This is a genomic window from Anderseniella sp. Alg231-50, from assembly GCF_900149695.1.
GTDB lineage: Bacteria > Pseudomonadota > Alphaproteobacteria > Rhizobiales > Aestuariivirgaceae > Anderseniella.
On the sequence record NZ_LT703005.1, the window covers coordinates 368,073 to 384,755 of the forward strand.

General features: G+C 58.1%; 14 protein-coding genes. 1 reads left to right on the top strand and 13 read right to left on the bottom strand.

The features are described from left to right. Positions 1-39: 39 nt before the first annotated feature. The gene (rpsB, locus tag DHN55_RS17940; RefSeq protein WP_108882899.1) at positions 40-1,110 is read right to left on the bottom strand and encodes a 30S ribosomal protein S2; all 1,071 of its coding nucleotides are present in this window, start codon (positions 1,108-1,110) and stop codon (positions 40-42) included. A 228-nt stretch (positions 1,111-1,338) separates the two neighbouring features. Here rpsB and DHN55_RS22460 point away from each other — a divergent pair, with 228 nt between their 5' ends. Then, complete coding sequence (locus DHN55_RS22460; protein WP_337660482.1) at positions 1,339-1,503, top strand: hypothetical protein; 165 nt, start codon at positions 1,339-1,341, stop codon at positions 1,501-1,503. Here the strand turns inward: DHN55_RS22460 and DHN55_RS17945 are convergent. The 12 genes from DHN55_RS17945 to lepB form a co-directional block, all read right to left on the bottom strand. Further along, the gene (locus DHN55_RS17945; RefSeq protein ID WP_108882900.1) at positions 1,496-4,207 is read right to left on the bottom strand and encodes a DUF2339 domain-containing protein; all 2,712 of its coding nucleotides are present in this window, start codon (positions 4,205-4,207) and stop codon (positions 1,496-1,498) included. The genes DHN55_RS22460 and DHN55_RS17945 overlap by 8 nt on opposite strands. A 32-nt stretch (positions 4,208-4,239) precedes the next feature. Beyond that, complete coding sequence (gene dnaE, locus DHN55_RS17950; RefSeq protein WP_108882901.1) at positions 4,240-7,686, bottom strand: DNA polymerase III subunit alpha; 3,447 nt, start codon at positions 7,684-7,686, stop codon at positions 4,240-4,242. 52 nt (positions 7,687-7,738) lie between these two features. After that, positions 7,739-8,761, bottom strand: a complete 1,023-nt coding sequence (locus tag DHN55_RS17955) for a histone deacetylase family protein (protein WP_108882902.1) — start codon at positions 8,759-8,761, stop codon at positions 7,739-7,741. Further along, on the bottom strand, positions 8,758-9,465 hold the full coding sequence (locus tag DHN55_RS17960; protein WP_108882903.1) for an ATP-binding cassette domain-containing protein: 708 nt from the start codon (positions 9,463-9,465) through the stop codon (positions 8,758-8,760). Before DHN55_RS17960 ends, DHN55_RS17955 begins: the two co-directional genes overlap by 4 nt. After that, complete coding sequence (locus tag DHN55_RS17965; RefSeq protein ID WP_108882904.1) at positions 9,458-10,726, bottom strand: lipoprotein-releasing ABC transporter permease subunit; 1,269 nt, start codon at positions 10,724-10,726, stop codon at positions 9,458-9,460. Before DHN55_RS17965 ends, DHN55_RS17960 begins: the two co-directional genes overlap by 8 nt. Before the next feature lie 35 nt (positions 10,727-10,761). Continuing rightward, the gene (gene proS, locus DHN55_RS17970) at positions 10,762-12,084 is read right to left on the bottom strand and encodes a proline--tRNA ligase (RefSeq protein WP_108882905.1); all 1,323 of its coding nucleotides are present in this window, start codon (positions 12,082-12,084) and stop codon (positions 10,762-10,764) included. A 446-nt stretch (positions 12,085-12,530) separates the two neighbouring features. Next, positions 12,531-12,812, bottom strand: a complete 282-nt coding sequence (locus DHN55_RS17975) for a DUF1467 family protein (protein WP_108882906.1) — start codon at positions 12,810-12,812, stop codon at positions 12,531-12,533. Beyond that, positions 12,812-13,216: a methylmalonyl-CoA epimerase gene (gene mce, locus DHN55_RS17980; protein WP_108882907.1), complete on the bottom strand. Its 405-nt coding sequence runs from the start codon at positions 13,214-13,216 to the stop codon at positions 12,812-12,814. The genes DHN55_RS17975 and mce overlap by 1 nt, the downstream gene beginning before the upstream one ends. Positions 13,217-13,353: 137 nt before the next feature. Further along, positions 13,354-14,076 (bottom strand): DNA repair protein RecO, encoded by a 723-nt coding sequence (recO, locus tag DHN55_RS17985; RefSeq protein WP_108882908.1) that lies wholly within the window; start codon positions 14,074-14,076, stop codon positions 13,354-13,356. A gap of 101 nt (positions 14,077-14,177) precedes the next feature. Further along, entirely contained in the window at positions 14,178-15,110 is a 933-nt protein-coding gene (era, locus tag DHN55_RS17990; protein WP_108882909.1) for a GTPase Era, read from the bottom strand. Further along, entirely contained in the window at positions 15,107-15,808 is a 702-nt protein-coding gene (gene rnc, locus DHN55_RS17995; protein WP_337660483.1) for a ribonuclease III, read from the bottom strand. Before rnc ends, era begins: the two co-directional genes overlap by 4 nt. Further along, positions 15,805-16,596, bottom strand: coding sequence for a signal peptidase I (gene lepB, locus DHN55_RS18000; protein ID WP_108882911.1), 792 nt, complete (start codon positions 16,594-16,596; stop codon positions 15,805-15,807). Before lepB ends, rnc begins: the two co-directional genes overlap by 4 nt. Between the last annotated feature and the right edge of the window lie 87 nt (positions 16,597-16,683).

Consider the following 16,683-nt stretch of genomic DNA (forward strand, 5'->3'; position numbering starts at 1 on the left):
ACGTCCGCATCACAAGATGCCGACGTCCTCTAATCACACTCAGCCCGCGAGCAGGCCCTTGGCCTGACCGATCCAGTCTTCACGATCGATACGGCCCTTGAAGTTGAGCTTCTCGTCAATGTCCGCCACCTGTTCAGGTGTCAGAGCGGCAATCTGTGACAAGGTTGTGAACCCGAGCTCTTCCAGCTTGCCGCTGAGAACAGGACCCACACCGGAAATCCGGGACAGATCATCAGCCTCGCCCGCAGCGGGCGCGGTTTCAGCAGGCACCGCTTCAGCGGCGGGTGCGGCCTCAGCAACAGGTGCAGCTTCGGCCGGGGCTGCTTCAGCAGGGGCTGCTTCAGCGGCGGGTGCCGGCTCGGCAATGGCCATTTCAGCAGCAGGCTCTTCGGCCGCGCCGAGGTCGACACCGGCACCGGCAGCACTTTCAGAAATACCGTCAATGGCAGCGCGGGCAACCAGATCGCAATACAGCGCGATGGCACGGCCAGCGTCGTCATTGCCCGGAATCGGAAAATCAATACCGGCAGGATCACTGTTGGAATCGAGGACCGCGATCACCGGAATACCAAGACGGTTGGCTTCCTTGATGGCGATGGATTCCTTGTTGGTGTCGATGACGAACAGGATATTGGGAACACCGCCCATGTCCTTGATACCGCCCAGGGCCAGTTCCAGCTTGTCCCGCTCACGGGTCAGCGTCAGCTGCTCGCGCTTGGTAAAGCCTTGCGCACCGCCATCAAACAGTTCTTCCAGTTCACGCAGCCGCTTGATCGAATTGGAAATGGTTTTCCAGTTGGTCATGGTGCCGCCGAGCCAGCGGGAATTGATGAAGTACTGCGCAGAACGCCGGGCCGCATCAGCAATCTGTTCCTGCGCCTGGCGCTTGGTGCCGACGAACAACAGCCGTCCTCCGCCTGCAACCGTGTCGCGCACGGCCAGCAGGGCCTGGTGCAACAGCGGCACTGTTTGCGACAGGTCCATAACGTGAATGCCGTTACGTGCGCCGTAAATATATGAACCCATCTTGGGGTTCCAGCGGTGTGTTTGGTGTCCAAAGTGGACGCCAGCTTCAAGCAGCTGGCGCATAGAATAATCAGGCAAAGCCATGTGCCATGTTCCTTTTCCGGTTGTTCCTCCGTGACAGAAAGTGACCGCTTGACCGGCACCGGATGGTACTGCCTCTATGTGGCGGGAACCCCGCGTGAGACAGACCGCTCTGACACGTGTGAATTATTCGCTGAAAGACCATCTCCCGGCGAACGGGCGGCTTATAGGGCGCATTCGGCTGTGATGCAAGCCCTTGCGTGCACTGAACGCCACTCTATGGTGGCGCGCATGACAAAGCTCATCGCGCTCTTCATGGCCATGCTGGCCCTGATCCAGTTTATCAAGCCGCTCGGCCTGCCCGGCCTCAAGCGCCGCCAGGACGCATGGAAACTGGCAGTGGCCGGCGTTGGCCTGATGTTTCTGTTCATCCTGCTGACCGCAGGCTTCAAGTAGCCGTCTGATCTTCTGGTTGATGGACGAAGCGCTGATAGATGAAGCCGATGCCGACCAGGCACAGGCCCAGTCCCAGGAATGATGCGACCCTGAGCAACCCTTCAAGGTCTGACAGGTCGACCAGGAACACCTTCAACACTACAAGCACCAGCACCGCCAGCGATGCATAACGCAATTGCGCAACCCGTGCCGCTATCCCGGCGGCCAGCAAAGCCAGCGCGAACAGCAGCCACACGGCGGAGTAGCTGTAATTTTCCGGCGTGGACATGAAGGTTGCATCCAGATCATCCGGCGCGTGGAAGAAGCGCCGTATCTCCATCGACAGCCACACCAGTACAAGTCCCAGGCTGGCCGGTGGCCATACGGTGCGCCACAGCGGCAGCGTGGAATGGTTTCTCAGCACGTATCCGATAAATGCGATCAACACACCCGGCAGCAGATAGGCAGGTGCCAGGGCGTTGGCCAGCGGCCAGTTGCCGACCATTTGCCGGTCAAACAGCGGGTTCAGGCCCAAAATCGGTCCGGCAACAAGAAGGCCACAGGCCAGTGCCGTCAGTATCCGCCCTGCCCACAAGTCGATAAAGCCACCGCGTATGGACCAGCGCCGCCAGCATGCTGCCGCGCTCACCAGCCAGCTTGTGATGTGCAGGCCGGCTTCCAGCAGACCGAGCCGCTCGCTGCCCAGCGAACCGGCAACCACGACCCGGATCAGGGCAGACACGAACATGGTCACGAGCGCAATTCGACCTGCCTCGAGAACCTTGGACAACAGGTCCCGGGTCTCATCCTTGCCAAACTGCAGCCAGGCCAGGTGGAACATGACCAGCGGCAGGCCGTATCCGTAGATCACCCAGTAACGCCCCAGCCAATGGGTGTCTGAATAGTCCAGCACATGCAGGTTAAGCCCGAGGCGCGCCAGCACAACAAGCGCAATTGCGATGGCAGGCCAGCGCAGTTGCGGCAGGCTCAGGGACCGCGAAATGTAACCGGTTGCGGCCAGAAGCGCCGCCAGCGAGGCTGACAGCCAGGCATCACGCAACACGAAACTCAGGGCCATGGCGATACTGGCACACGCCGCCATGGCATAGATGCCCAGCGCCAGGCGCGGCGGCTCATCGGCCGCGACACTGCGCAGCCGCGAGCCCAGGAAGACGAATACGGCAGCAAGACCAAGGGCTGCGACGGCCCATTTCTGGCTGGGCTCCAGCGAGCGCAAGGTTGCATAGGCCGCCACCATCAGGCCGATCGGGACCACCGAGCCGAGTGTCGCCCATACCCATGGCCGCACCGAGCGCCACAACAAGGCATGTCCCGCCAGCAGCGCAACTGCGCCGAACACCGCGCTGTATTGCAAGTAGGCGCCAGCCTCTGCGGACGGTTCCGGTCCCCAGGCAATCTGGCCGGGCACCAGCCAGCCGTCGATCCAGCCTTCGACATGCAGTCTGCCGCCCCACTCGGCAAACCCCAGCAGGACGCCGAGGCCGGCAACCAGCGCCAGGAAATCGAAGCGCTGCGCCCGCATGGCGGCACCGCACGCCGCTATCGCAAACAGGCCCAACGCAATCAGGGCGCCATTGCCGTATCCGTCGCGCATCAGCACCACCAGCAACAACAGCATGGCAACTGTTCCGGCGATCGCAGCGGCCACCTGCAGCGTGTCCTTCGGCCACATCGGTGGGTGCCACAAGGCAGGTTGATCATCTTGCGACACCGCCCCGCCTGCAAACGCAAACCCGGTGCCGATCAGCACGGAGAACAGGCCAAGGGTCAGGCCGTCGCCTGTTGCGAAAAACGCGTTTGCCCACAGGACCACCCAGCAGCTTGCCAGAGCTGTCGCCGAGACGGCCAGCCACAAGGCAGGCCGCCATCTCATGACGGCGCACACTGCCGCAAACAACAGTCCGAGATAGGCGAACAATCCAGGTGCAAACGGATCCGCACTACCGATCAGAACCGGCAGCACAAACCCGCCCAGCAAACCGACAATTGCCACCAGCGGCCCCTGCACCACCGACAATGCAAATGCAACAAGAGCAGTACCGGCCAGCCCGACGAATGTAAATGTAGGCCCGATGAACCCGTAAAGCGCATTGGCTGCATATATGCTGGCAAAAACCGTAGCCAGACCGCCTGCGGTCAGTGCCTGCGGAACATAATCCGGCTTCAGGGCCGCAAACCGTTGTTGCGACGGCTTGCGTCGGAGCCATTCACCGGCAACTGCCAGCCCAACCCCGCACACCAGCCCCAGGACGATGCGGATACCCGGGCCAAGCAGTCCGGCGTCGGACATGTACTTGACCAGGAACAGACCGGCCAGGCCGATGGCCACGGCGCCGATCCAGATAAACCATGTACCTGCGAGGTTTTCTTCCAGGCTGGATCGCGCGGCTTTCGCCACCGGCTCAGCAGTGGTCTGCTCGCTTTCATTCGTGTTGCCGGCAGCCATTGTGGTGGCGGCGGCAAAGTCCTCTTCCGGCGCTGCAACCGTCTCCGGTTCTTCCACGGGCACAGTGTCAGCCACGACAGTGGACGTATCCTGCACGGTCGGCTGAACCCCCGTCGTGCGCAACAGGTTGACTTCATTGCGCAGTTTGAACAACTCGCGCGATACTCTTTCGGCCTTGTTCATGGCAACAACGGCCAGGATGATCGGTATGGCGAAGATGCCAATTACCACAAATGCAATCCAGATCAGCTCATCCATGCTTCAGGCGCTCCAGATCCAAGTTTCAGCGGTCACAAATCCCGTACTTCCACAACACCCGGAACGGCTTTTATCGCCGCCTTGATTTTCGGGTTCACGGTAAACTTTTCCCCCAGCCGGAAGCGGACTTCCAGTTCATCCGGCAATTTCAGGTTCAGAACCACCGACGAGTTGCCGCCATTGGTCAATCTTGACTGAACCAGCGTCAGTGGCTTGGTGTCGTCCAGGAAAATTTCCAGCCCCTGTTCAACCCGGTCGGCTCTTTCATCCAAGAGGTCAACGCCCTGCAGCCGCAGTTTGACATCTTCGCCTTCAACATCCGCCTCGACGCGGACCATCAGGGGCTTGCCGGCTTCCAGCAGGTCACGGCAGGCATTCAGGGTTTCAGAGAAACAAACACATTCATACTGGCCGGTAGGATCGGAAAACCCGATGAACGCGAACTTGTTGCCGGACTTCGCCCGGCGCTCCTGCTTGTAGGTCACAGTGCCGGTAAGACGCGCGGCAGAGGCACCACGCAATGCCTTGACGCGAAAACCTTCCCAGCTGTCAGCGCCAAGCTTTGGCAGGATCGAAAGATACTCATCCAGCGGATGGCCCGACAGGTAGAACCCGACCGCCTCGAATTCCTCTGCCAGCTGATCCATCGGCAACCATGGTTCAACCGCCTGCAACGGCAGTTCTTCAGCGCCGTGATCGCCGCCACCGCCAAAGAAGTCGTTCTGCCCGATCTCGGCTTCGGTCGAAGTGCGGTTTGCCATTGCGAGGATTGCTTCCACACCCCTGACCACCTGCGCCCGATTGGGGTTCAACTCGTCAAATCCACCGGACCTGGAAATCGATTCCAGTGCCCGCTTGTTCATCATGCGTGGATCGATGCGCCGGGCAAAATCACCGAGAGACTTGAACGGACCGCCCTCTTCCCGCACAGCAATAATATGCTCAACCGCCTGCTCGCCGACATTTTTCAGTGCTGCCAGTGAATACTGGATGGCGCCGTCCTCAACCGTGAAGTCGATGCCTGACTTGTTGATGCTCGGCGGGTTGATGACCACTTTCATGCGGTCAGCCTCGCGCTTGAATACCAAAAGCTTGTCCGTGTTGCCGCTGTCCAGTGACATCGAGGCGGCCAGGAATTCAACCGGATGATTGGCTTTCAGCCACGCCGTCTGATAGGCGACCACACCGTAGGCGGCAGAGTGCGCCTTGTTGAAACCGTAGCCGGCAAATTTGTTCACCAGTTCGAAAATCTGTTCCGCCTGGCCCTGATCAACGCCGTTTTCAACAGAGCCGGAGACAAAACGCGCCTTTTGCGCATCCATCTCGGCCTGGATTTTCTTGCCCATGGCGCGGCGCAACAGGTCAGCCTCGCCCAGCGAGTACCCGGCCAGAACCTGGGCAATCTGCAGCACCTGTTCCTGGTAGATGATGATACCGTAGGTGTCCTCGACCACATGGGTCAGTTTTTCGTGAAGAAATTCAGGCGCTTCCTCGCCTTTCTTCGAGGCGACATATTTGGGAATGTTCTCCATCGGACCTGGGCGATACAACGCCACCAGAGCGATGATGTCCTCGATATTGCCCGGTTCCGCCTTGCGGATCAGGTCACGCATGCCGGAACTTTCAAGCTGGAACACACCAACCGTCTCAGCCCGCTTCAGCATATCGTAGGTCGCGGTGTCGTCCAGCGGCAAGGCCGCGAAGTCCATTTCAATCCCGCGCTGGGCCAACAGCTTGACGCCCTTTTCAAGCACGGTCAGTGTCTTCAGCCCCAGAAAGTCAAACTTCACCAGGCCTGCCTTTTCCACCAGCTTCATATTGAACTGCGTCACCGGCATGGGCGAGCGGGGATCGCGGTAAAGCGGCACCAGTTCCTCAAGCGGGCGATCGCCGATCACGACACCGGCGGCGTGGGTTGATGCGTGGCGATACAATCCTTCCAGCTTGAGCGCGATCTCCAGCATGGTCGCCGTGGTCTCATCCTGACGGCGCTCTTCCTCCAGGCGCGGTTCGACGTCAATCGCTTCCTGCAGGGTTACCGGATTGGCTGGATTGTTGGGAATGAGCTTGCACAGCCGGTCCACCTGGCCATAGGGCATTTGCAGGACACGGCCCACATCGCGGCACACGGCGCGCGCCTGCAGCTTTCCGAACGTGATGATCTGGGCAACCTGGCCCTCGCCATACTTGTTCTGCACATAAGCGATCACCTCGTCGCGACGATCCTGGCAAAAATCGATATCGAAATCCGGCATCGACACACGCTCCGGATTCAGGAACCGCTCAAACACCAGGTTGAAGCGCAACGGATCAAGGTCGGTAATGGTCAAGGCCCACGCAACCACCGAACCCGCGCCGGAACCGCGGCCCGGCCCTACCGGAATTCCCTGCACCTTTGCCCATTTGATGAAATCGGCAACGATCAGGAAGTAACCGGGGAAGTCCATGCCGGTGATAACACCCAGCTCGTATTCCAGCCGCTTTTCGTAATCTTCCCGCGTGTATCCGTCCGCCAGTCCCAATGCGTCGAGACGGTCAGCCAGGCCGTCACGGGACTGGGCACGTAATTCCTCAGCTTCATCCCGGCTGTCTTCGCCGGACGTGAACTTGGGCAGGATCGGATCGATCGAATGCGGGTACCAGGAACAGCGCCGCGCTATCTCCAAGGTGTTTTCAATCGCCTCAGGCAGGTCGGCAAACAGCGCCACCATTTCACCTTGCGACTTGAAGTAGTGCTCAGGCGTCAGCTGGCGGCGGTTTTCGTTGGCAACCACCTCGCCTTCCGCAATACAGATCAGCGCATCGTGGGCGGCAAAATCATCGGCCTCGGCAAAGTAGGGTTCGTTGCTCGCCACCAGCGGGATTTCAAGCGCGTAAGCAAGGTCTATGAGACCAGCTTCGGCTGCACGCTCCTCGTCCATGCCATGACGTTGAAGTTCCACGTAGAGCCGGTCGCCGAACACCTGCTTCAAACGTCCGGCACGGGCCTCGGCTACGGGACGCCGGTTTTCCGCCAGCGGCTTGTTGATCAGGCCACCCGGACCGCCGGTCATGCAGATCAGCCCGTCACTGAACTCTTCGACCACTGCCAGTGGCACATGCGGCAGCTCAGTTTCCGGTGCGTCCAGATAAGCCCTGCTCGACAGTTTCAGGAGATTGCGATACCCGGCCTCATCCTTGGCCAGCAGGACCATCCGCGACAGATCAATCGCGTTCTTCGAATGAGCAGGACCTTCAGGGCCGTCCTCACAGTCAACCAGCAAAGTGCAGCCGATAATCGGCTGAATGCCTGATCCCGCCATTGCTTCGGCAAATTCCAGCGCGCCAAAAAGGTTGCCTGTATCGGTAATGGCCAGGGCCGGCATGGCTTGCTCGGCAGCAAGTTTGCCCAGGGCCTTGATCTTCAGCGCGCCTTCCGACAGGGAGTAAGCCGAATGGGTTCTGAGATGAATAAAGCTGGCAGGAGATGAATCAGTCATGATGGATGAAGTTTAGTCCGCCGCGCCGGGGAATTACACCGGTATGGCAGCTCTACCCACCGAAACCTTTCAGGAAACTGGCAAGGTTGTTCTCCAGGTCGTCGGTCAGGTAACCACCCTCCTGCACAATCAGGGTCGGCAGGCTGAGTTTCGCAATCGCACTGGCCATCCGGGCAAATCCCGGGGTTGTCACGGCGCCACCGTTTAGCGGATCCGCCTCATGCGCATCAAGGCCGAGCGCGACAACCAGCGCTCCGGGAGCCGCATCACTGATTTCACTGAGCGCCAGTTCAAGCGCACCCATCCAGACCTCATCGTCGGATTTTACCGGAACGGGAATATTGATATTGTAGCCTGTGCCAGGGCCTTTGCCGCGCTGGCTCTCATAGCCATAGTAAAACGGGTAGTATTTGCGCGGATCGGCGTGGATGGAAACGGTCAGCACATCGGCCCGGTCATAGAAGATGCCCTGGGTTCCATTGCCGTGATGCACGTCGATGTCCAGTATGGCGACCCGGTCCCATTTCTTGCGCATGAATTGTGCCGCAATTGCGGTGTTGTTCAGATAACAGAACCCGCCGGCCCGGTCGGCATAGGCGTGATGTCCCGGCGGGCGACACAGCGCATAGGCCGAATTTTCACCTTCGATAAGCAGTTCGGCGGCCGACAGCGCAGTATCGGCCGATGCGCGAATCGACGTCCAGGTCTGTTCGGTTATCGGACAGGAGAAATCCTGCTGATGCCAGCCCGCCTGTCCCAGGATATCGCTTGGATAGCGTGCCGGTTTTTCAACCGGGCGGATGCTGGCCATGACTTCTTCAAATGCCTTGCCCTTGGGGCGGTTCCAGCGGCGGTAGGCATTGGCCAGAAACTTCAGGTAACGGCCGGTGTGCACCGACAGGATATGCGCATCACCGTGCGCACGGGCTGCGTGCATGCTGCAACCGGCAGCGCGGACCCCTTTGAGCAGGCGTTTGGCCCGTTCAGGCTGTTCGGGAAAATCGACAATATGCCCGCGCTGCAGATATCGTGTTGGAAAATGCGCAAGCTGATTGTGATGAAAAACTGCCTTCATCGGGTAATCTCCGCTAACTGCCCCCCCTGCAATTGAACAACCCGGTGCATCTGGTGCGCCAGTTCAATGTTGTGGGTTGCAATGAGTGCCGCCAGGCCCTCCTCCTGTATCAGGGAGAGAAACTCCGCATGCACCCGCCCTGCTGTCTCCGGATCGAGGTTACCTGTCGGCTCGTCGGCAAGCAATAGCAGCGGCTGGTTGGCGAGCGCACGTGCAATTGCAACACGTTGTTGCTCGCCGCCGGACAGCTCGGCCGGCCTGTGCGTTACCCGGCTGCTCAGACCGAGCTTGGTCAAAAGCTCCGTGGCTCGGGCATGCGCTTCCTCGCGTGATTTGCCGGCTATCAGTTGTGGCATGATCACATTTTCGATGGCGTTGAATTCGGGCAGCAGATGGTGGAACTGATAGACAAACCCGATGCCCAGACGCCGCACGCGGGTTGCCGCGCCGTCTTCGAGACGGGTGCAGTTTTCGCCTGCAACATAAACATCGCCACCGGTCGGTTTCTCCAGCAGGCCTGCAATATGCAAAAGAGATGACTTGCCGGTACCGGACTCGCCGACAAGTGCCACCACCTCGCCCGGATACACATCCAGCGACAGGTCCTTGAAGATATCGATGGTGCGCGGGCCCTGTGTGTATGTCCGCGCAATGGCCTCGAGCCGCAAGGCCGGTGTTGCGCCACCTTGTGCCAGGTTATTCATAGCGAAGCGCCTCTACCGGATCGAGTTTTGCTGCACGCCGGGCCGGATAGATGGTCGCCAGGAAGGCAAGTCCCATCGCCATCAGGGCAATCATGATGGTCTCATTGACATTCATCTCCGCCGGCATGCGAGACAGGTAATAAAGCTCGGGCGGGAACAGTTGCGTTCCCGACAGCCAGGACAATCCCTGCCTGATGTTTTCTATGTTCAGGCAGATCGCGACCCCGACGAGTATTCCGGCCATGGTACCGGCAATACCGATTGCCGCCCCGGTCATGAAGAAAATCCGCTGAATGGACCCACGTGTCGCACCCATGGTGCGCAGGATCGCAATATCCTTGCCCTTGTCTTTCACCAGCATGATCAGGCCGGAAATGATGTTCAGCGCGGCCACCAGGATAATCAGCGTCAAGATCACGAACATCACATTGCGTTCCACCTGCAGCGCATTGAAGAACGTCTTGTTGGAGGTCTTCCAGGTCACGAACTGCAGGTCCTCGCCGGCGCTTTTCTTCATGGCGGGTATCAGCTCATCGATCTTGTCAGGATCTTCCACCATAACCTCGATGGCGCTTGCGCCATCTTCCTGGGCGAAAAAGTCCTGCGCCTCGCTCATCGGCATGTAGATGACGGAGCCATCGTACTCCGACATGCCGATTTCAAACGTAGCGACAATCGGGAACGACCTGATGCGCGGCGCCGAGCCGAAAATCGTGGTCGGTCCCTCAGGCGACACCAGGGTGATCTGGTCACCGACCGTCAGGCCATGCTTCCAGGCCAGCCGATAGCCGACTGCAACACCATTGCGTCCATCAAACTTGTCCAGCGACCCGCGCAGCTTGTCGTTCACGACACTGGACAGCTTGACCAGGTTTTCCAGTTCCAGACCGCGCACCAGGACCCCGGTCGATGTGCGCCTGGACGATGCCATGGCCTGGCCTTCAACGAACGGCATGGCACGGACCACACCATCCGTATTGGCGAGAATTGCTGCTCTTGCCCTGAAATCGGGGATCGGCGCGCCGGTGGACGAATACACCATCGAATGGCCGTTGAATCCCAGCACCTTGTTCAAAAGCTCGGTGCGGAACCCGTTCATCACTGCCATGACAATGATCAGCGTTGCCACGCCCAGCAGAATTCCGAGGAACGAAAACCCGGCGATTACCGAGATGAACCCTTCCTTACGACGCGCCCGCAAATAGCGGAAAGCGATCATACGCTCATGAGCGGAGAACGGCGCGGTGTCGGTTTGAGCCATAAGTCAATCCATCTTGTTGGTTAGAAACCCGTCAATTAATTGGCAAAGCGTGTGGCAAGCGCATCAATGGAAATGTCTTCACGCTCACCAGTAGCGCGATTCTTCAATTCGGCATTGCCCTGCTTGAGGCCACGCGGACCAATGATGACCTGCCAGGGAACGCCGATCAGGTCCATGGAAGCAAATTTGCCCCCGGCGCGATTGTCCGTGTCATCATACAGGACTTCATTTCCCTGGGATTCAAACAGGTTGTAAAGCTTGTCGCACGCTGCATCGGTATCCGCGTCACCGGCCTTCAGGTTGATCAGCCCGATGCGGAACGGCGCGACAGCTTCCGGCCAGATGATACCGTTGTCATCATGGCTTGCCTCGATGATGCCGCCGACCAGGCGCGATACGCCCACGCCATATGAACCGGACTGAATTGTCACCGGTTTGCCGTCCGGTCCCTGTACCTGGCAACCAAGCGGCTCGGCATACTTGTCGCCAAAGAAGAAAATGTGGCCAACTTCGATGCCACGGCCGGTGATCCGTCTGGCTTCGGGCAATTCTTCATACGCCGCGACATCATGCATCTCATCGGTCGCCGCATATTTCGAGGTGAACTCCTGCACCACGTCGGCAACCGCATCGACATTGTCGTAATCGATGTCGAAGGCTGACCAGTCGAAATCATGAAACGCGCTGTCAAAGAACACTTCTGACTCACCAGTGTCAGCCAGGATGAGAAACTCATGGCTCATGTCGCCGCCTATCGGACCTGTTTCAGCACGCATCGGAATGGCCTTCAAACCCATGCGGGCAAATGTGCGCAGATATGACACGAACATCTTGTTGTAGGAGTGACGGCCCGCTTCCGCGGACAAATCAAATGAATAGGCGTCTTTCATAAGGAATTCACGGCCGCGCATGATGCCAAACCGCGGACGCACCTCGTCACGGAACTTCCACTGGATATGGTAGAGATTGCGCGGCACATCCTTGTAGGACTGTACGCCGGCGCGAAAAATGTCGGTGATCATCTCTTCGTTGGTGGGGCCAAACAGCATGTCCCGGTCATGCCGGTCCGTAATGCGCAGCATTTCCTTGCCATAGTCGTCATAGCGCCCGGACTTGCGCCACAGATCAGCCGACTGGATTGTCGGCATCAGAACTTCAATGGCCCCGGCCCGGTTCTGCTCTTCGCGCACAATGCGTTCGATGTTGCGCAGCACCTTGTAGCCCAGCGGCAGCCAGGAGTAGATCCCGGCGCTCTCCTGCCGGATCATGCCGGCACGCAGCATGAGGCGATGGGAAACAATCTCGGCTTCCTTGGGATCGTCACGAAGGATGGGAAGGAAATACTTGCTAAGTCTCATCTGAATGCCCTGAAAACAATAAACCTACACAGGCGAGAACCTGCGCAAAGAATTGCTGTTCATATAGCAACATCGGTTCCTGTGAACCCATAAAGTTGCTGTAGCACTTTGGAAGCGATCAGGTTTATGCGTCTTGGTTGTAACAACCAGGACGCACCCTGATCTAGTGCATGAATCGAGATTTTACAAAGAACAAGTCCCACCTGCTCGCCGATACCGGCATTCACTTTTTTCAAAGGTGCGACAAAGTGACTGGACAAGTTCAAAACTTTGTGTCATTTCCCTACTCAGAGTTGCAAACAATGCAACCGCCGGGCCCAGGTCTGGGGAGGAAACGCCCGTTTACGGGCGAGGTAATGCCAAGCAAGCGTAATTTGCATGGAAGACAGGGTAGCACCCTGTCTTTTTTTGTTTGGATCCAGTGCTGAAGCCGCACCTTTCGGCCCCTATACCTTGGGCAGATCCGGCATGAACGGGAAATCGTCCAGCGTAATGCCGCTGTAATAGACCAGCCAGTAATAAAAACCGTAGACAAACAAGGCGATGACGGATGTCAGCACGAACTTGTTGAACAGACGCGGCCGCAACGGCGCAGCCGGCTCGTGGCCCTCTTCGACCGCCACTCCTTCTTCATGCGCAGACCTCACGCCGAAAGGCAGTACGGTAAACAGCACCAGCCACCAGATGATGAAATACACAGCGAACCCGGTGAAGAAATCAACGATCATCAGGCCTGCTCCAACTCGACCAGCGTGCCGCAAAAATCCTTCGGATGCAGAAACAGCACCGGTTTGCCATGTGCGCCCGTCTTCGGTTCACCGTCGCCGAGCACGCGCGCGCCTTCGGCTTTCAAATGGTCACGCGCTGAAATGATGTCTTCCACTTCATAACACACGTGATGGATGCCGCCCGACGGGCTCTTGTCCAGAAACGCCTGTATCGGTGAATTTTCTCCCAGAGGTTCCAACAACTCAATTTTGGTGTTGGGAAGCTCGACAAAAACCACCGTCACGCCATGATCAGGTTCAGCCTGCGGTTCAGAAACCCTGGCACCGAGCATGGTCTTGTAGACCTGGCATCCGGCCTCAAGATCAGGCACGGCAATGGCAACATGGTTCAAACGTCCGAGCATTGGTTCTAACTCCCGTAGATACATATCATTCAGGTCGTTGTAGCACCTGACAGGCTTTCGGCAATGGGACGAATTGCGCTGTCAACCAGTCGATGGCCGCGCTGTGCCAAGATGTGCCTGCAACCCTGTTTCGGTCCTCATTCGGCCTGATCCAGCCAGCGCAGAATACGCCGTCGCTGTTCCGGGGCCGAAACACCGCGGGGTTCAAATATGTGCCGGGCCAGAAAATGCCCGGTCAGTTTCAACCCCTGCACTATTTCTGCATTTGACGCCTCAGACGACGCCCCGGTAACAAAGGCCGGCAAATCCAGCAATTTGTCTTTCCACGGCTCTGCCTCACGCGCGCAAACCGCCCGGCCTGTACGCGGCGATACATGCGTGAGACTGGCCGTTTCGCCACTGACGGCGCATTTTCCAAGATCCAGTCCGAAGCCCAGCTCCTCGAGCAATCCCATTTCCCATTTTACCAGGACGGCAGGCCAGATTGCATCATCCTGCAAATGCTCGATCAACAGCAGGGAGGCATCGTAAATGCGCGGATGGGGTTCCCTCTCCGGCAGCAGGCTGGCCAGTGTCGTGATTGTCGTTAGCCCGGCCAGTCGGTGAACATCATCAATGATCCCGGCCACGATCATGCGGTGGGGATCGACGGAGAACGCGCCCAGATGGTCCTCAAGCCGGGCCCGCCAAACCACGCTCACCAGGTTTCCCGCCTGCAGAACTGGCCGCATGGTGCGCGATCTGCCGCCGCGGACCAGCCCCATATGGCGACCCTTGTCACGGGTCAGCACGTCTATGATGGCCGAATTCTCGCCGTGCTTGCGGGTGTTCAGAATGAGACCGTCGCCCTGCCACTCCATTAGTCTTCACCTATGGCATGCCTCGCTAGACCGTGTGCGATCGCTCGAATAAAGACATGCAAAACAATTACTTGGACCGGCGCATTGAATCAGTTTTCGGCCTAGCGGGGTTCCAGTCCCATCATGCGCAGCCGCTCGGGATCATCGGCCCACTTTTCGCGTACTTTCACAAACAGAAAAAGATGCGCCGTCTGACCAATGGTTTCCGTAATCTCCTCACGGGCCGACTGGCCTATTTTCTTGATCGTCTGGCCGTTCTTGCCGAGCACTATCTTCTTCTGGCTGTCGCGCTGAACGTAGATCACCTGCTCGATGCGCACGGAACCGTCTTTTTTCTCGGTCCATTTCTCCGTTTCCACTGTTGATGCATACGGCAGTTCATCATGCAGCCGCAGGTACAGTTTTTCGCGGGTGATCTCCGATGCCAGCATGCGCAAGGGCACATCGGCGATCTGGTCTTCCGGGTACAACCACGGACCTTTCGGCATTCTGCCGGCAAGTGCAACTCGCAGGTCTGCAACACCATGGCCTTTCAATGCGGAAATCATGAATGTGTCGGTGAACGGATAACGCGCATTGAGATCGGCAGCCAGTTGCAGCAGGTTTTCATGCGGCACCAGGTCAATTTTGTTGATGGCCAGAATGGCCTTTGCCCCTGTCGCCTCCAGGCCTTCGATGATGCGCATATTGTCTTCGTTCAGGCCATCGCGTGCCCCGATCAGCAATACCGTCGCATCGGCATCTGCTGCTCCTGCCCAGGCGGCATGGACCATCTCCTCGTCCAGTTTTCGCTTGGGCGAGAAAATACCCGGTGTATCAACAAAGATGATCTGCGCTGTGCCTTCCAGTGCAATTGCCCGGATGCGGGCCCGTGTCGTCTGGACCTTGTGGGTCACAATCGAAATCTTGGACCCTACAAGCTGGTTCAGCAGCGTAGACTTGCCGGCATTCGGGGCGCCGATCAGGGCGACGAATCCGCAACTGGTCGCGCTTGTGTCCTGCGGGCGCTCGATGTCGGCCGGCCCTTTTGTCATTTCCAGATCCTCTCGCGGCGCAGAAACTGTGTAGCTGCAACCTGTTCTGCTGTTCGCCGCGTGGTTGACACACCGTGTGCCGGCTTGCGGCCCTCAACTTTAAGTTCAACCTTGAACTCCGGCGCATGGTCCGGACCAGTGGTGTCAATCGTCTCATACAAAGGCACCGGCAGAGATCTTGCCGCAGCCCATTCCTGGAGGGAAGACTTCGCATCCTTGCGCATGTCGGGTGCCTGCTGCAAAAAGCCGGCCCAATGCACACCAATGATGGCGCGGGCGGCTTCAAGACCGCCGTCCAGATAGACCGCGGCAATCAGGGCCTCGCATGCATCACCGACAATATTGTCGGTCACAACCGTCCGCTTGGTGCCTTTGCCGGCCAACACAAGAGCGTCCGGAATACCCAGTTTTTCTCCAATTTTTGCACATGTCTGACGCCGCACCAGCGCATTGAGCATTCGGGCCAGGTCACCCTCGGGCACATCCTCGTGTTGCTCATACAAAAGTTGTGCGACAACCAGTCCGAGAACCCTGTCGCCCAGAAACTCAAGACGTTCGTTGCTGCCGGCAACCTTGGATTTCGCGCCGCTCGCATGGGTCAGGGCCTGCTCGAGCAATTGTTCGTTCTTGAAGACATATCCAAGCCGCCCGGTCAGAACGGCAACTGCTTCGCCACGACTAGGGCTGGCCCTGGTCATTCGACGGAGTTGAAGATCCGGCCCCAGCGAATGTTCGTAGGCCATTTCCAGACTTCCCAGAAGGCGCCGTTGGGTCCGTGCGAGAAGAACAGCACCGTCGATTTGCCGACCAGATTTTCGTAAGGAACATAACCGACCTCTTTGAGGAAACGGGAATCTGTCGAATTATCGCGGTTGTCGCCGACCATGAAATAGTGGTCCGCAGGCACTGTGTAGACCTGGGTGTTGTCGGCCTGGCCTTCATAAATATCCAGGGTCGAATAGCTCACGCCGTTCGGCAGTGTTTCGATATACTGTTTTGCCCGCGGGGCATTGGGCCGGTCCGGATTGACAAAATCCTCTATCTGCCGACGCTTGACAGCCTCGCCATTGATGTGAAGCACACCGTTGATCATCTGTACCTTGTCACCGGGCAACCCGATAACGCGCTTGATATAATCTGTCTCGTTGTCTAGCGGCAACTTGAACACAACCACATCGCCACGGTCCGGTGTATCGCCAAATACCCTGCCCTCTATCGGCACAGGTCCGAACTTGAACAGATTGTTGCCAAACAAGCCGACAGCAAAATTAAACGAGTATTTCGAATAGCCGTAAGACAGCTTGTTGACGAACAGATAGTCTCCAACCCGCAAGGTCGGGACCATTGATTCAGACGGGATATTGAACGGCTGGAAGAAAAACGTCCGCACCACAAAAGCTATCAGCAGCGCCTGGATAATGACCTTGACGGTTTCCCAGCCACTGTCTTCTGTTTTCTTGCGTGAACGCTCCACGTCGGAAGACATTTGCTCGCCTCTTTACTTTACTTTCAGCCCAGACGCTCGCACGCCCGATTCTGTTCGCCGCCTGTTTTGACAGTCATGTCGCAGCTT